Here is a 16,028-nt window from a genome sequence, read left to right as displayed (position 1 = left end):
GCAACCGCCAAGAAAACGGTCAATGGTTCGCCTGGTTCACCGGTATGTCGAAACCTTCGGCAAAGGTCGGTACCACGTCCAAGTGGCCGCTGATCAGCCCATGGGCCTGGTAGAAGTCCGCCGTTTCCTGCTGCTGGTCAACGGTTTGAGCATTCAGCGCCTGCCAGCGCAACTGCCGGCGCTCGAACTGCAGTTTCGCGGCATTTTCAGGGAAGCCGATGATCGCGGCGAGGGTACGCGAATAGCTGTCCAAGTGTTGATAGGCCCATACCTGAGCATTGGCCAGCCGAACCAGATAATCCTGCAAGGCGGCACGCCGAGCAGGGTCCGCCAGAGCCGTGTCGGTGGCCGCCAGGAAGCTATTGCCGCTGGACAAACCACGGCCATTAACCAGCACTTTCGCCTGCCCGCTCAGCTCGGATAGGGCTGTGTAAGGCTCCCAGGTGGCCCAGGCGTCCACAGATCCATTGGCCAGGGCCATCTTGGCGTCCACTGGCCCCAGGAAACGAAAGTCTACGTCCTTTTCACTAAGGCCGGCGCTGGCCAGTGCCCGCAAGGCAATGTAATGCCCGATGGAGCCGCGCCCTGTGGCAATGCGTTTACCTTTTAGGTCGGCAGCGGTTTTAAGGGGTGAGGTTGTATTGACCAGTACAGCCGTGCCGTAGGGGTCGGAGGTGTCCACGGCGATGGCCTTGACTTGTGCACCGGATGCCAAGGCGAACAACAAGGGGGCGTCGCCAATGATGCCAGCGTCCACAGCCCCGGCATTCAGCGCTTCGGCCAGTGGCGCAGCGGCAGGAAACTCCGACCATTTGAGGTCATAGGGCAAGTTGTCTAGCGCGCCAGCCGCTTCGAGCTGCGCACGCATATTGCCTTTCTGGTCTGCAATGCGCAGTTGCACGCGGTCGGCAGCAATGGCGTGGCCCGCGACGAACAAGGCAGCGCTCAGGGTAAGAAGTCGAGCAAGCGGAAGCATCCAGTGGTGTCCTTAATGGGTACAGAGCAACCTGTACGACGGCAGAAGGGAGTAAAACAACACCACTGTAGCGCTTGCTTTTATATAAATGAAATTCACTTTAAGAATAAACTAATATGCGTTTTTATTAAAAAAGGCGACACCTGCATGCCGGTCAGAACGCAAGATAAACCTTGTCAAAGGGGCTTGCCTTACCACTGATGCAAGGTGTGGGCTGCAACCTCGTAGCGATAGAACAGCCATGGGCTATCCACGCGCTCTAGCGCTGACCAGTGGGTGGGTGCAGAAGATAGGGCGTAAAGACGGTGCTCAAAGCTATTAAGCAACGGCTACTGCGCAAGGGGACTGGAAGGCACAAGACGAGAGGCGGGAGATGCTTCGGTATAGAAACACACAGGGCGGCGCAAGAACGCCGCCCCGTTGCAGTACTTACGACTTCTGGGCGCGAGCCTGGTCACGCAAGGCCTTGACCTCATCGTGGGTACGCATCACGCCCTCGAACTGCTTCTGGATCAAAGCACGGGCTTCGGTGGAGATGTCAGTGTTCTCCAGTGCCTTCTTGTAGCTCTTTTTCGCGACGTCTTCACCGCGCTCGGCTTCGTTGAGCAGGGCCGCGTCGTCCTTGCCAGTGATGGCGGATTTGAGGTCTACCCAACGGCGGTGCAGGTCGCCGGCAACGCTGGTGGTGGTTTCCGGATCGGCGCCCAGGCTACGCACGTGTGCTTGCAGTTCAGCAGCAGCGCTCGCGGTTTCACCCGCCGCTTTGGTGAAGACTGCTTTGAGGTGTGCGTTGTTGGTGTTTTCAGCCAGGTCCTTGAAACCCGCTTCGCCGTCTTTGGAGGTTTCGATCAGGTCGTTCAGTACGCTAATGGTTTTTTTGTTCACGTCAGTCATCGTGTATCTCCTGAATGGACGGCCCTTAAGGGCCCTAGAGGCAGCCATGTGCAAGCGCTTTTAAGGTACTCGTCAGGTTAGGGCGTACCGCTTGGCGCTGGTTCAGTTTTTTATAAGCACGATGGATGAAAAGAGTTACATCAGGCCGCAGGGGCCTGAGCAGCTTCGGGATGGAAAGCCAGGGTGGCGTCCTCTTCCCCATGCAGGGAGATGCGATAGGTTTCCGGCAAGGCCAGGCCGCCTGCCAGCGCCAGCAAGGCAATTGCTACCAGGTAGAACGCAGGGGCCAGGCTGCTACCCGTGACGTCGATGAGCCAGGTGGCGACCAGCGGTGCCGTACCGCCGAACAAGGTATAGGCCATGTTGTAGGTAATGGCCGACGCCGTGTAGCGAGTGCGGGTGGGAAAGGTCTCGGCCAGCAGCGCCGCTGTTACCACACCACACAGCAAGGCCCCCACAGCCAGCATCAGCACACCGGCAATGGCCGGTGCGACTGAACCTGAACCGGCCAGCCAGTACGCCGGAAATACCGTGACCATGACCCACAGGCAAGTGAAACCAACAGTTTTGCGCCGGCCCACGCGGTCTGAAAAGGCACCCGCCAAAGGGCAGGCGGCAGCGGCGAACAACAAGGCCACGGTGGAGACCAGCAACGCTTGTGCGCGGCTCAAGTGGCCGGCCACCTGAAGGTAGGTGGCGAAGTACGTGGTAAACATGTAGAACGATAGCGCCGTGAGCGAAATGAACGCGCCCAGGCAGCCGATAGCGCGGCTGTGGTGGCGCAAGGTGGCCTTCAATGGCGAATGGGCATGCCCCCTGCCTTCCGCCTGAACGGCCTTGAACGCAGGGGTTTCCTCCATGCGCCAGCGCAGGAACAAGCCCACGATGCCCAGAGGCGCCGCCACCAGGAACGGCACTCGCCAGCCCCAGCTAGCCATGGCATCGGGCGACAGGCTGGCGTCCAAGGCATAGGCCAATACCGCCGCCACCGCAAAGGCGGAAAAGGTAGACACCGGCACGAAGCTGCCGTACCAGGCCCGTTTATGCCGTGGGGCGTGTTCCATCAGGTAGGCTACGGCACCGGCGTATTCGCCACCGGCCGAGAACCCTTGTACACAGCGCGCCAGGGTTAGCAGCACCGGCGCCATTACCCCGATGCTGGCATAGGTGGGTAGCAGCCCGATCAGGGTTGTGGCGCCTGCCATCATCAAAATAGTGATCGACAGTATGCGCTTTCGCCCCAGCCGGTCGCCTAATGCACCGAATACAATGCCGCCCAAGGGGCGCAGGGCAAAAGCAACCGCAAACACCGCAAAGGTTTTCAGCAGGCCTACACTGGGGCTGTTCCCCGTAAAAAACTGGTTGGCTATGAGGGTGGCCAGAAAGCCATAGACGGCAAAGTCGAACCATTCCACAAAGTTGCCAATGGCCGCTGCCGCGATGACCTTGCGAAGCGTTGCGGGGGAAACCTGCTCAGGGGTTTGAGTGACCATGCACGCGCTCCAGATCATTGATCTGTAGGATTATCACCAACGAAGCGCACACAGCCCTGTTCAAGAAACGTCACCGGCATAGCCAGAAACGCGAAAACCGCTCTACACCGGCCCACAAGTCGCCTTTCGATACCCTCAGCCCAAAGGACACCGACGACTATGATCCATGGCACTACAGGTTTGGTTGCCATCGTGGGGAGCCCCATTGCTCAGGTCCAGTCCCCTACCAACTTCAACCGGTGGTTTCAGGCCCAGGGGCTGGACCTGGCCATGCTGCCTATTGATCTGCAGCCCGAGGCCATACCCGCCTTGATGTCTACCCTGCGAGGCTGGAACAACCTGCGCGGTTGCGTAATCACCGTACCCTATAAGCAGGCCGTGGTGCCCCTGCTCGACGAAGTGAGTGCACGAGCGCGGCTGTTGCAGTCCGTGAACGTGATTCGGCGAACGGCACAAGGCCAGCTGCTGGGTGACAATGTCGACGGCGAAGGTTTCATAAAGGCTGCGGCGAGTCATGGCTTCAACCCTGCCGGCAAGCATGCCCTGCTGCTGGGGGCCGGCGGCGCAGGCGCGGCTATTGCCTATAGCTTGCTAAGCAGGGGCCTGGCGGCGCTGGACATCATAGACCCTGCCCCCGAACGGGTTGCTCATCTGTCAGCCGCTTTGGGCGAAGCCTTTAGCCAGGCAGTGATAGGTGCACAGGTGCAGCACCTTGCAACCTATGACCTGGTGGTCAATGCCTCGGCCGTTGGCATGGCCGACACTGGAGAAACGCCTTTGCCGGCCGAACAGCTGGCTGACCTTGCCCTTCATACGCTAGTGGCGGACGTGGTCACCAAGCCCGCGAACACGGCGCTGTTGATGCTCGCCAGGGCCAAAGGCTGCCGGGTTCAGGCAGGGCCTGAGATGGCCCTGGCCCAGATGGAAGACTTGGGCATGTTCATGGGCGTGATGCCTTCGCCGACGGCCGCAGGTGCCAACAGTGATTGAAACCCTGACGGCCTGGTGAATCTGACGTCTTACCAACACCTGCCTCACAACACAGATTCATTGCACGGGAGCTTTTGCCGCCATGAATGGCTCGATGAAGCACTTATTGTTTGCCGCGTTGTTCATGGCCGCTACTGCTTCCGTATGGGCCGAGGACGAGATTGAGGCAGTTACGGAAGAAATGCCGCCGTACAACATGACTGAGGGCGGTAGCGTTACCGGCTTCAGCACTGAAATCGTCCGGGCGGTGATGAAGGAAGCCGGGATGGAAGTGCCGATCCACGTCATGCCGTGGGCACGCGCCTACGATCGGGCGTTGAGCGTGCCGAATGTGCTGATCTATTCCATCGCGCGTACTCCCGAGCGCGAGCAACGCTTTCAATGGGTCGGCCCTATCGCCCCGACCAATTGGTACCTCTACAGCTTGGCCGAACGGCCTGTCCACTTGGACAGCCTGGAGCAGGCCCACGGCCATCAGATCGCAACGGTCAACATGGACGTGGGCCAGCAATATCTATTGGCCCACGGCTTCAAGCCTGGGATTGAGCTGCAGTCGAGCAACCGGTACGAGCACAACTACCGCATGCTCAAGGTGGAGCATGTGGAGCTATGGATCTCCAATGAGCTCAATGCCAACTACCTCATGCGTAAGAACGGCGATGATCCCGCCAAGGCCCTGGTACGTTCGCTCCCCTTGCCCGCCCTGAGCAGCCCTGCAGGGTTGAACATGGCCTTTAGCAACGGCACACCCGCACCCACCGTGGCGCGCTTCCAGGCGGCATTGGCGCGGGTACGGGAAAATGGCACCTACGACGCCGTAATGCGCAAATGGCTGGCCCCAGGTACATGACAAAGCCTCTCCTTAGCCCAGCCGCTTTTCCTTGGACGGTGGGTGGCCGAAGAACGCCGTGTAGCACTTGCTGAAATGGCTGGGTGAAACAAAACCGCAGGCCACTGCGACCTGCACCACGCTTAGGCTGGAATGCTGCAACAGGCGACGGCCTTCGGTCACGCGCAGTTCCAGGTAATACCGCAGGGGTGTGGTATTGAGTTGCTGCTGGAACAGCCGCTCGATCTGTCGCCGCGAGCGGGTCACGTAGGCGGCGATCTGGGTCAGGTCCAAAGGTTCTTCCAGGTTGGCTTCCATCAGCTTGACCACTTCACGCAGGGGAGCCGTGAGCTTGAGTTGCAGCTTGGGGTTGACCCGTTTGTACCGCGAAGCTTCAAAGGCCAGGATATCCACGATCCCGTCTACCAGTGCCGCGCCATGGCTCTGGCCGATCCATTCAAGCACCATGTTGAATGCGCCATTGGGGCTGGCAGCGGTGTAGCGGTTGCGGTCGGCGATGTAGCTTTCGCTGGTGACCTGGCTGTGCTGGGCAATTTCTGCCAGCGCTGGCCTGTGCTCTGGGTGGATAGCGCAGCGGTAACCGTCCAGAAGGCCGGCCTGGCCCAGGAACCAGGCACCGTTCCATAGCCCTGCCAGGGCTACACCCTTCTCGCAGGCGCGCTTAAGCGCGGCCTTGAGCCCAGGGTCGCTCTGCAACAACGTGCGAAAGCCGCCACACACCACCAGCAGGTTCAGCGCTTCCAGGCGACAGTGGGCCAGGCTGCTGTCCGGCCGGATCACCAGCCCCAAGTCGCTCACCACCTCCTCGCCTGTGAGCGTGAGGGTGCACGTGCTGAAGGCTTCGGGCTGCAGCAGGTTGGCCGTGACCAGCGTATCCAGCGCCTGGGTGAACGCAGGCAGTGAAAAATGCTCCAGCAGAATAAAGCCCACACGGGACTGCACCGGCTTGGCATTTCTACTGTGCTGTACGTAGCGGAAATTCTTGCCTTGCATGGCGCCGCTGAAAAGCCGTCTGTCGCTCATTCGATGCTCGGTCAGGTGCTTCTAGGAAAACCTGTGGCTGCTTGCCTGCCACGTTTTCGCCTATTCATTACCTTGAGCTCGCGCCTTTGTATACACGTTGCGCACGCAACGCCGGGGCTGGGTACCTAAAGAGCCTTGCCAAAGGCATGCCTTCACCCTATATTGTTACTGTATAACATTATGGAGAAAGGTATGAAACCTGACATTCACCCTGCGTACCGCCCCGTCCTGTTCCACGACGTCGGCGCCGACGCCTTTTGGCTTATCGGCTCCACCGTCAGCACCGACAAAACCTTCACCCACAGCGATGGCAACACCTACCCCTATGTCACCCTGGACGTCTCCAGTGCTTCACATCCGGTGTATACCGGCCAGGAACGCAAGGCGAAAACCGAGGGCCGTGTGGCAGGGTTCAACAAGCGCTTTGCTGGTTTTGCCGGCCAACCCAAGTAAACGCTGATCACTTAGACGGGGCAGGCACTGGTATGCGCACATCGTTTATTGCCCGGTCTGCAGTGGCGCGGGTACTGCTGGCAGGCGGCGTGCTGATCGCCTTGTGGATAGTGGTCGGGTGGGCGGTGGCCGTCCCATGACGCCTCCAGCCGTTGTACTGTCCGACCTCACGTTGGCCTATGATCGCCATACCGCCGTGCAAGGGCTTAGCGGTAGCTTCGCAATGGGCAGCCTCACTGCAATCGTTGGGCCCAATGGCGCTGGAAAATCCACCTTGGCCAAAGCCTTGGTGGGCCTGCTCCGCCCTGCCCGTGGCCACATCAGCCTGAGTACGCTTAGCGCACAGGCCATCGGCTACCTGCCCCAAGCGGCTGAAATAGACCGAGGGTTTCCGCTCACCGTGGCCGATCTGGTGGCCATGGGCGCCTGGCGTACCTCAGGGGCCCTGCGTCGGCATTGCCGTGCTCAAGCACAGCAGGTGACCGACTGCCTGGCCACCGTAGGCTTGGCGGGTTTCGAACTGCGGAGCATCGCGGCCTTGTCTTCGGGGCAGCTGCAACGGGTATTGTTTGCCCGCCTGTTGCTGCAGGAGGCGCCCCTGATCGTGCTGGACGAGCCGTTCAACGCCATGGACGCGCGCACCACCGAGGACCTGCTACGTCTGGTGCAACGATGGCACCAACAAGGCCGTACTGTGATTGCCGTACTGCACGACCTGGAGCAGGTTCGGCAGCATTTTCCCTCTACCCTGTTAATGGCGGGCCGCCTGGTAGCTTGGGGGCCAACCTCTACCGTGCTGGTGACCGACCACCTGCGTCAGGCGCGCCACCTGGCCGCTGCCAGCGTAGATAGCAGCCCGTGGGTGTATTGCCCGGCGGGTGTCGCGCCGTGACGTTCTACAGCGTTGCCATTCAACCGTTCGTGGAGTTCGGCTTTATGCGGCGCGCGCTGGCGGCCTGCCTGGCCATAGGCGTGGGGTCTGGCCCGGTGGGCGTGCTGCTGGTACTGCGGCGCATGAGCCTAGTGGGCGATGCCATGAGCCATGCGGTGTTGCCGGGCGCGGCCGTGGGGTTCCTGTTGGGCGGGCTATCCTTGCCCGCCATGGGCCTGGGCGGCCTGGTCGCCGGCCTGACCGTTGCCCTGCTCGCCGGCCTGGTAAGCCGCTTTACGCCCCTGCATGAAGACGCCAGCTTTGCCAGCTTCTACCTGACGTCGCTGGCTGCAGGGGTGATGATCGTGTCGCTGCACGGCTCCAGCGTGGACCTGCTCCATGTCCTGTTCGGCACCATTCTGGCCATCGATGCGCCTGCGCTGGTGCTGGTGGCCGGTATCGCCTCCTTCACGTTGCTGTTACTGGCGGTGATCTACCGCCCGCTGGTATTCGAGTGCGTGGACCCTGGCTTCATGCGCGCGGTGGGCGGGCGGGGATCGCTGTACCACGTGCTGTTCCTCCTGCTGGTGGTGATCAACCTGGTGGCAGGCTTTCAGACATTGGGCACTTTGATGGCCGTGGGCCTGATGATGCTGCCCGCCACTGCTGCCCGCTTCTGGGCTCGCTCCCTGGTCGGATTGATGGCGGTCGCTACCTTGATTGCCAGCTTGTCGGGGTTTGTGGGCCTGGTCGTGTCCTATCACCTGGGCGTGGCCTCGGGCCCGGCCATCGTGTTGTCAGCCAGCGGATGTTATGGCCTGTCTCTGTTGTTCGGCCCACGCGGCCTTCTACGCCGCACACCTTCCCGTCCTGTATCGAATCTGGAGCCCCATTAATGAAACTGATGTTACTAGTGCGCGGCCTGGTGGCCCTGATGGCCGGCCTGGGCGCCGCGACCGCGCACGCTCAGCCCTTGCAGGCTGTGGCGTCCTTTACGGTGATTGCAGACATGGTGCGCACCGTCGGGGGCGATCATGTGGCCGTAACATCGCTGATAGGGCCCGACGGCGACCCCCATGTGTACGAGCCCTCCCCAGCTGACGCCCAGGCGCTGCATGGCGCAGACATCGTATTCGTAAGCGGCTTGCACCTGGAGGGCTGGATGGACCGCCTGATCCAGGCCTCTGGCTATTCGAAACCCCCGGTAGTGCTGTCCCAGGGTATTCATACCCGCGCCTTGCAAGAAGACGGTGTGACCGTTGTAGACCCCCATGCCTGGAACAGTGCTGTTAACGCGCAGGTGTACGTAGCAAACGTTATCACCGCCCTGCAACACCAAGACCCCACCCATGCTACAGACTACGCCCGCAACGGCCAGGCCTACCTCACGCAACTCAAGGCACTGGACGCCTACGCCCGCAGCCAGATCCAGGCCATACCCGCAGCCAGGCGCAAGGTGCTGACCTCCCACGACGCCTTCGGCTACTTTGGGGACGCCTATGGGGTGACCTTCCTGTCACCTCTGGGCTTTTCTACCGAGAACGAGGCCTCCGCCGCCGATGTGGCGGCGCTGATACAACAGATCAAGCGCGAACACGTGGCAGCCTATTTCTTCGAAAACGCCGCCGACCCGCGGCTGGTCCAGCAGATCGCTGCGGCCAGTGGCGCACGGCCCGGTGGTGCGCTCTATGTGGAGGCGCTGAGTGGCCCCAACGGCCCCGCGTCAACCTACGCCCGCATGTTCCGCTACAACGTGGACCACTTGGTGTCGGCCATGGGCACGCCACCGCCTGACGCTCGCTGATATCACGCTGGGCCTGATAGCAGGCCCAGGCTACTGGCCACAGCGCGCAACTGGTCTTTCTCTTCCTGCAGCATCAATGCGTGGTCGGCCCGCTTGAGCAGCAAGGCCGTATGGGCCCGGCACACCGGGGCGAAAGTAGACGGATCGATCTGCGCCAAGCTGGCCAAAGCCTTGACCAGGCGTATGTCGATTTCCAACAAACCCGCGCCGTCGCGAGCGATAAGGGTAAAGAAATCGTCGAACAGGTCCGCCACCTTTAGCGGGTGCAGGTAAACCCCTCGGCATTGCTCCTGGGGAGGCTCAGTATCACGTTTTAGCATTGACCACTGGGTGAAACACCGCACGCCTCGGCCGATCACATCGATGGCCGTGCCTGAATCATTGGTGGCGGGCGACAAGGCTCGGGAGGCAATTTCGCCCAGCACTGCCAGCCCAAAGCGAGGGTCCTGCTCGAATGTACGGCGTACCGCAAGGCTGAGGGCCTCCAGCACCTGAGCGCCAAGTGCTTCAAGGTCCACCCGCGCGCCAGGCTTGCGGGGCACGACCTGGGCGATGAGGGTGCCAACGTGCAGGAACGTGCCAGGCAATACGTCCATGTACAGGCTCACGTCGTGGGCTTGAGCGAGGGCACCGAGGGCTTCTACATCCATGTGCTGCACATAGCCGGTGGTGGGGCTGGCAACGGTGAGCGTGCCCGGCGGCAACTGCAGGTGTTCAGGGTAGTGCTCACCGCCCAGACAGGGCCAGCGGGCACGGCGCTCCATGGCCTGAAGGGCAGCGGCCTCTACGCGGTCGATGGTTTCGCCTACCCGGCCCAGCCGCGATAGGTGGTCGATCCAGCGCAGCAAGGTATAAACGATCAGGATGACCATGATGATCGTTACGGCAAACAGCACCACCCTGCCCTGCGCTCCATACGCGCCTGTGCTAAGCGCGATGATGCCCACCAAGCTGAACAGAAACGACCCGATGAACGTGGCCAAAGCGTTCTGGGTGGTGGTGTCCTCCATCACCAAGGTCGTCGCACGAGGGGTCACACCACTGCTGGCCGCGCTATAGGCACTCACCATGGTGCTAAGAGAAAAGGTAGTCACGGCCAGCATGCTGGAGGCAATGATGGACAGGATCTTGTCGACCGAATCGGCCCCTACCTTGGCTGGGAGGGACGGGGGTACCAAATCCCTGAACAGGATCGCCAGCAGCGCGGTCGCTACACCGACCAGGGAGAACAGGCTGGCCCGGAACCATAGGCGCTTGGTCAGTTGACGCGCGGCCCAGCGCCATCGAGCAATCATGGAACGTACCTTGGCAGAAGGAGGCAGACACAGCAGGCAGGCGTTGCGCCTTGGGCCGCTACCTGGCCATTGGGTACGCGCCGTGCAGGAAAGTTTCAGGCCTTGGTGATCACCCGTTTGAGCACCTGGCCCAGCTCTTCAGTGGAGTAAGGCTTGTGCAGCAGCTCGATGCCCTGAGCACCGCCCAGGGCCAGCGCATGGCTGTACCCGGTGGCCAGCACCACGGGAAGCTGTGGCAAGTTCGACACCAGCCATTTGGCCAGCTCGATGCCGCCCATGCCCGGCATCACCACATCAGAGAACACCACATCGAAGCCGGCACCGTGCTGGCCCAGCAGGGCCACTGCGTCTTCGGCATTCACGGCCCACGTAGGGGAGTAGCCCAGGTCTTCTAGCATCTGGGTGGCAAAGCGGCCCACCTCGATATTGTCCTCCACCACGAGCACGCGCTGCCCCGTGCCCAGAGCCGCTTGCGTTACGGTTGGCACAGGGGTATACGGCGCCACCTGCACCTGGACTTCCGGCAGGTACAGGCTAAAACGTGCGCCCTGGCCCACAACACTGGTCACCGTGACATCACCGCCCGACTGTTTGGCAAACCCGAATACTTGGGAGAGCCCCAGCCCAGTCCCTTTGCCTACCTGCTTGGTGGTGAAAAACGGCTCGAAAATACGGGCCACCGTATCGTCCGAAATCCCCTCGCCCGTGTCAGTCAGGGCAATTTCGGCAAAGGGGCCGGCGGCCGGGGCATGGCCGCGAATCGCTGGCAGCGGAACGCCGTGGCGCAACTCCACAATAAGCGTGCCCGCACCGTCCATGGCATCTCGTGCATTGACCGCCAGGTTGATTAGGGCCGTTTCAAACTGATTGGTATCGGCTTCGATGAAACAGGCCGTGACGGGCAGCTCGGTGATAACGGTAATACGGGCGCCCATCAGGGTGTTGAGCATGTCCGCCAGGGCATGCAACTTGGCGCCCACCTCGAACACTTCAGGCTTGAGCGCCTGCCGCCTGGCGAAGGCCAGAAGCTGGGCCGTGAGCTTGCTGGCACGCTCCACAGTATCGGAGACAGCCGTAAGGTAGCGCTGCCGCCGCTCTTCGCTCAGCGCGGGACGTTTGAGAAAGTCCACTGACGACCGAATAATGGTCAGCAGGTTGTTGAAGTCATGGGCTACACCACCGGTCAACTGACCTACGGCTTCCATTTTCTGTGATTGCCGCATGGCCTCTTCGGCAGCGGCCAGGGCTTCGATGCGTTGCTTGTCCTGGGTGATGTCGCGGCCTACAGCGTTGATCACGCCATCACCTGCGCGGCTGGACCAACTGATCCAGCGGTAACTGCCATCCTTGTGCCGGTAGCGGTTGTCCAGCCGTGAGTATTCCATGCCATTACCCAGGTCACGAGCTTCCTGGGCCGTGCTCACCTGATCGTGGTCATGTATGAAGGCGAACAGGGTGTTGCCCAGCAACTCGGCCTCTGTCCAGCCCAACAGTTGGGTCCAGGCCGGGTTGACCGCCGTGATCACGCCTTCTACGGTGCAGCGCAGCATCAGGTCCTGGGACAGCTGCCACAAAGCGTTGCGGTCTTCGGTGCGTTCGGCCACCACCCCTTCAAGGTGAGCGTTCAGCTCCTTAAGGCGCCGCTCGGCCAGAATACCCCGTGTGGTTTCGGTCACTACCAGAAAGATGCCGGCCACCTTGCCGTTGTCATCCCACAGGGGGCTGTGGCAATGGGTGAAGAACGCTTCTTCGGCCACGCCATCGCGGTCGGGCGTGTAGCGAGCGTCCTCCACGTAAAACGCTTGCCCCCCTAGAACCTGATCGAAAATAGGCGTGAGCTGGTCCCACATCTCGGCCCACCATTCCCGGGCGGGCTGCCCAAGGTGGCCAGGGTGCTTATGGCCCAGGCTGGGCGCGTAGGCATCGTTGTAGAAGGTAATAAGCGCCGGCCCCCAATGCACCATCATGGGAAACTGCGAGCTGAGCACGATCTGCACGGCCGTTTTCAGGGACAGCGGCCATTGAGCCACCGGGCCAAGGGCACTGTGGGCCCAGTCCAAGGCGCGCAGCCGTTCGCCACATTCCCCGCCGCCCTCAAGGCAGAAGTGCTGATGCATAGCCGTTACTACCCTCTCGCTCAATGCGTGCCGATGTCGGCTGGGCCATGATACCGGTTTGGCCCCAGGCTTTGTATGACCATTGCCCTGGCCGGGTTGCCAATACACCGCAATGGTTTACTATTCCGGCGCCGGTTTCCGAAAGGAACTAACAGGGAATCCGAAGGGCTCAGGCCCAAAACGGAACTGCCCCCGCAACTGTAGGCGCCGAGCCTGCTCCATACATGCCACTGGGCTTTGCCTGGGAAGGCTGGGGCGGCGGGGAAACGCCAGTCAGGAGACCTGCCGGCCTTAAGCTGTGCACGACAGCTGGCTACGCTTGCCGACCTTTCGTCCACAGCCTAATCAATCACTTACCGGCGGGGTGTCCGGAAAAGGCACCCCCGTGCGCCCGCCCCTGGCCAGGCAGCGCTTGCGGGCAGGTCTTTTTTGCACTGCGCCCCCTCTGCCCTTTCAGGAGCGTTTGCCTGTGAAACTGCCTGCCTATCCTGCCCTTGCCTTGTTGGCAAGCATTGCCACATCCGCTCTGGCAGCCCCTACCCAGTACCCACTCACCGTGCAGAACTGCGGCAAGGCTCTAACGTTCGACCAGGCACCGGTGCGTGCGGTCACCATCGGCCAGGCCGGAACGGAGCTGTTCTACGCATTGGGCTTGGGTGATCGCCTGGTGGGCACGTCCCTGTGGTTCGATGCGGTTAAGCCTGAATATGCCGCCCTAAATGCCAAGGTGGAACGCCTGGCCAACAACGAGCCCAGCTTCGAAGCCGTCATTGGCAAGCGCCCCCAGCTGGTAGCGGTTCAGTTCGAATGGATGGTCGGCCCCCAAGGCGCGGTAGGTACGCGAGAGCAGTTCCACGACCTCAACATCCCTACCTACCTGATGCCCTCCGACTGTGTCGGCAAGGACAACCTCAAAGGCGCAGACGGTACGCGCTTGCAAGCTTTTGATATCAACACGCTCTACACCAGCGTGCTTGAGCTGGCAAAAATCTTCGACGTGGACCACCGTGGCCAAGCCTTGGTGGCGGATTACAAGGCACGGCTTGCGCGCGCGGCGGCACGTGCCCAGGCCAGCGCCGTCAAAGCACCTACGGCGGTGGTGTGGTTCTCCAGCGCAGCCCTGGCCACAGACCCCTTCGTGGCTGGCCAGCAAGGCGTGGCCGATTACCTGCTCAACGCCGTGGGGATACGCAACGTGGTCACGTCCACTGAAGAATGGCCGACCGTGGGCTGGGAAACTTTGGCCAAGGCCAACCCCGACTTTATCGTGATCGCACGTATGGAGCGTCGCCGCTTCCCGGCCGACGACTACCAGAAGAAGCTGGCGTTTCTCAAAAGCGACCCAGTCACACGCAACATGGACGCCGTCAAGCATGATCGCATCCTGATCGTTGACGCCGATGCGTTACAGGCCAGTACCCGCCTGTTCGACGGTATCGAACAGCTGGCCGAAGCCCGGGAGCACTACCGCCCATGAGGCCAGGTTGGGGGTGGAGCCTCCTGCTGCTGTCTGGGGCGCTACTGGCTGCCACGGCCATGGGCGAAACAGCCCTGCCGTTTGGCCAGGTGCTGAAGGTATTGGCCAACCAGTTGGCCGGGGCTCATTACCCGCTGGACCCCATCGACGTGGGTATTGTGTGGAATTACCGCCTGCCACGCGCCTTGGTAGCGGCTGCCTGTGGCGCAGGCCTGGCCATCTGCGGGGTGATACTGCAAGCGTTATTACGCAACCCCCTGGCCGAGCCCTACCTACTGGGCATTTCGGCCGGCGCGTCTACCGGCGCGGTGCTGGTATCGGTACTGGGTATCGGCGGTGGCTTGATCTCACTATCAGTAGGGTCATTTCTCGGGGCACTGCTGGCCTTTACCCTGGTTATCGTGCTGGCCCGCGCGTCGCGCGCCAGTGGCAGCGCAGGGCTGATCATCCTGGCAGGCATTGCCAGCTCCCAACTGTTCAACGCCCTCACGGCGTTTGTGATCGCCCGCTCAGCCAACGCCGAACAGGCCCGGGGCATTCTGTTCTGGCTGATGGGCAATTTGAGCGGGGTACGCTGGCCGGCAGTGGCACTGGCGGTACCCGTCGCGCTGCTAGGGCTGGGTGTGTGCTGGTGGCAGCGGCGAGCACTGGATGCCTTCACCTTCGGCGCCGACTCGGCCGCTTCACTGGGCGTGTCGGTGCGCCAGTTGCAGGTGCTGTTGATGACCTGCGCTGCGCTAGTCACCGCGGTGATGGTGTCGCTGGTGGGGTCCATCGGGTTTGTGGGGCTGGTGATTCCCCATGCGGTGCGCTTGCGGGTAGGCCCAGGGCATGGCCTGCTGGTTCCGCTGTCTGCCTTGGCCGGTGCGGTGTTTCTGATGGCTGCGGACGTGCTGTCACGCCAGTTGATCAAAGGCCAGGCATTGCCGATCGGCGTCATCACCGCACTGGTGGGTGCGCCCGTGTTCGCGGCCTTGCTGTTGCACGGGAGCCACCGGCGATGAACACCTCTGCGCCGCTTCTGGCCTGTCACAACCTGGGGTTGACGGTGCGGGGTGCTTGCTTGCTTCAAGGGGTGAGCCTGACCCTTGAACCTGGTGAAAAGCTGGGCATCGTCGGCCCCAACGGGTCGGGCAAATCCACCCTGCTCAAGCTACTGGCCGGTATTGCTTCGCCCACGCAGGGCCGGGTCGAGCTGGAAGGGCGCGACCTGCACCGCTTAAGCCGTCGGGATGTAGCCCGTACTCTGGCCGTGGTCCAGCAACAGGCCGATACCAGTGACCGCTTGCGTGTACACGACGCCGTTGCGCTAGGCCGCACACCGTGGCTATCGCCCATGGCGCCGTGGCGCCCGCTGGATGAGCAGTTGGTGCACGAGGCGCTGGCCGCCGTGAGCCTGGAACACCTGGGCAACCGCCTCTGGCACAGCCTGTCCGGGGGAGAACGCCAGCGCGCTCATATCGCTCGTGCACTGGCCCAACAGCCGCGCCTGCTCATGCTGGACGAGCCCACCAACCACCTGGACATCCGCCAGCAGCTGGCGTTGTTGCGGCTGATCAACCAATTGCCGGTGACCACTGTGATTGCCTTGCACGACCTGAACCAGGCACTGACCTGCGACCGCCTGGCGGTGCTGGACAAAGGCCGCCTGGTCGCACTCGGCGTACCGGCCCAGGTGCTGACCGACGAGTGCCTGGCCGAGACCTTCGGCGTAAAAGGCCGGTGGTTGCAGGACCTGGAGGATGGAACGAGGGCGCTGGTGTTCAGCCCTCTCTAGCCAGCCCG

The 16,028-nt window shown here is 61.8% G+C and carries 15 protein-coding genes and 1 riboswitch; of the genes, 9 read left to right on the top strand and 6 right to left on the bottom strand.

Annotated elements, in window-relative coordinates; genetic code table 11:
- Positions 1–19 precede the first annotated feature (19 nt).
- The 3 genes from ACSAMW_RS01395 to ACSAMW_RS01385 form a co-directional block, all read right to left on the bottom strand.
- Positions 20–976 (bottom strand): ABC transporter substrate-binding protein, encoded by a 957-nt coding sequence (locus tag ACSAMW_RS01395; RefSeq protein WP_500592320.1) that lies wholly within the window; start codon positions 974–976, stop codon positions 20–22.
- 429 nt (positions 977–1,405) lie between these two features.
- Positions 1,406–1,870, bottom strand: coding sequence for a PA2169 family four-helix-bundle protein (locus tag ACSAMW_RS01390; RefSeq protein ID WP_500592319.1), 465 nt, complete (start codon positions 1,868–1,870; stop codon positions 1,406–1,408).
- A gap of 140 nt (positions 1,871–2,010) precedes the next feature.
- On the bottom strand, positions 2,011–3,363 hold the full coding sequence (locus tag ACSAMW_RS01385; RefSeq protein ID WP_500592318.1) for an MFS transporter: 1,353 nt from the start codon (positions 3,361–3,363) through the stop codon (positions 2,011–2,013).
- Between the two features lie 159 nt (positions 3,364–3,522).
- On the opposite strand from ACSAMW_RS01385, the gene ACSAMW_RS01380 reads away from it, so the two are divergent.
- Both ACSAMW_RS01380 and ACSAMW_RS01375 read left to right on the top strand, forming a co-directional pair.
- Positions 3,523–4,353, top strand: coding sequence for a shikimate dehydrogenase family protein (locus ACSAMW_RS01380; protein WP_500592317.1), 831 nt, complete (start codon positions 3,523–3,525; stop codon positions 4,351–4,353).
- A 94-nt stretch (positions 4,354–4,447) separates the two neighbouring features.
- Entirely contained in the window at positions 4,448–5,203 is a 756-nt protein-coding gene (locus ACSAMW_RS01375) for a substrate-binding periplasmic protein (RefSeq protein ID WP_500592316.1), read from the top strand.
- A 12-nt stretch (positions 5,204–5,215) separates the two neighbouring features.
- On the opposite strand, the gene ACSAMW_RS01370 is transcribed toward ACSAMW_RS01375, so the two are convergent.
- Positions 5,216–6,226: a GlxA family transcriptional regulator gene (locus ACSAMW_RS01370; RefSeq protein WP_500592315.1), complete on the bottom strand. Its 1,011-nt coding sequence runs from the start codon at positions 6,224–6,226 to the stop codon at positions 5,216–5,218.
- Positions 6,227–6,418: 192 nt separating this feature from the next.
- On the opposite strand from ACSAMW_RS01370, the gene ACSAMW_RS01365 reads away from it, so the two are divergent.
- From ACSAMW_RS01365 to ACSAMW_RS01350, 4 genes are all read left to right on the top strand, one after another.
- Positions 6,419–6,679: a type B 50S ribosomal protein L31 gene (locus ACSAMW_RS01365; RefSeq protein ID WP_500592314.1), complete on the top strand. Its 261-nt coding sequence runs from the start codon at positions 6,419–6,421 to the stop codon at positions 6,677–6,679.
- A 136-nt stretch (positions 6,680–6,815) separates the two neighbouring features.
- The gene (locus ACSAMW_RS01360) at positions 6,816–7,571 is read left to right on the top strand and encodes a metal ABC transporter ATP-binding protein (protein WP_500592313.1); all 756 of its coding nucleotides are present in this window, start codon (positions 6,816–6,818) and stop codon (positions 7,569–7,571) included.
- A 44-nt stretch (positions 7,572–7,615) separates the two neighbouring features.
- On the top strand, positions 7,616–8,446 hold the full coding sequence (locus ACSAMW_RS01355) for a metal ABC transporter permease (protein WP_500593933.1): 831 nt from the start codon (positions 7,616–7,618) through the stop codon (positions 8,444–8,446).
- Positions 8,446–9,354: a metal ABC transporter substrate-binding protein gene (locus ACSAMW_RS01350; RefSeq protein WP_500592312.1), complete on the top strand. Its 909-nt coding sequence runs from the start codon at positions 8,446–8,448 to the stop codon at positions 9,352–9,354. Before ACSAMW_RS01355 ends, ACSAMW_RS01350 begins: the two co-directional genes overlap by 1 nt.
- Before the next feature lie 2 nt (positions 9,355–9,356).
- Here ACSAMW_RS01350 and ACSAMW_RS01345 read toward each other — a convergent pair whose 3' ends face one another.
- Positions 9,357–10,649, bottom strand: coding sequence for a DUF2254 domain-containing protein (locus ACSAMW_RS01345; RefSeq protein ID WP_500592311.1), 1,293 nt, complete (start codon positions 10,647–10,649; stop codon positions 9,357–9,359).
- 95 nt (positions 10,650–10,744) lie between these two features.
- Positions 10,745–12,766 carry a hybrid sensor histidine kinase/response regulator gene (locus ACSAMW_RS01340; RefSeq protein ID WP_500592310.1) on the bottom strand — a complete coding sequence of 674 codons (2,022 nt, stop codon included), beginning with the start codon at positions 12,764–12,766 and terminating at the stop codon, positions 10,745–10,747.
- Positions 12,767–12,881: 115 nt separating this feature from the next.
- Positions 12,882–13,070: riboswitch (cobalamin riboswitch) on the top strand.
- Positions 13,071–13,235: 165 nt separating this feature from the next.
- Here ACSAMW_RS01340 and ACSAMW_RS01335 point away from each other — a divergent pair.
- From ACSAMW_RS01335 to ACSAMW_RS01325, 3 genes are read left to right on the top strand one after another with little or no spacing between them, the layout of a single operon-like run.
- Positions 13,236–14,243, top strand: coding sequence for an ABC transporter substrate-binding protein (locus ACSAMW_RS01335; protein ID WP_500592309.1), 1,008 nt, complete (start codon positions 13,236–13,238; stop codon positions 14,241–14,243).
- Positions 14,240–15,247: a FecCD family ABC transporter permease gene (locus ACSAMW_RS01330; protein WP_500592308.1), complete on the top strand. Its 1,008-nt coding sequence runs from the start codon at positions 14,240–14,242 to the stop codon at positions 15,245–15,247. Before ACSAMW_RS01335 ends, ACSAMW_RS01330 begins: the two co-directional genes overlap by 4 nt.
- Complete coding sequence (locus tag ACSAMW_RS01325; protein ID WP_500592307.1) at positions 15,244–16,020, top strand: ABC transporter ATP-binding protein; 777 nt, start codon at positions 15,244–15,246, stop codon at positions 16,018–16,020. Before ACSAMW_RS01330 ends, ACSAMW_RS01325 begins: the two co-directional genes overlap by 4 nt.
- Positions 16,021–16,028 lie beyond the last annotated feature (8 nt).

This window comes from Pseudomonas sp. AB39(2026), from assembly GCF_059831485.1.
Note: the sequence above shows the minus strand (reverse complement) of the source record. Positions and strands in the feature narration are given on the sequence as shown.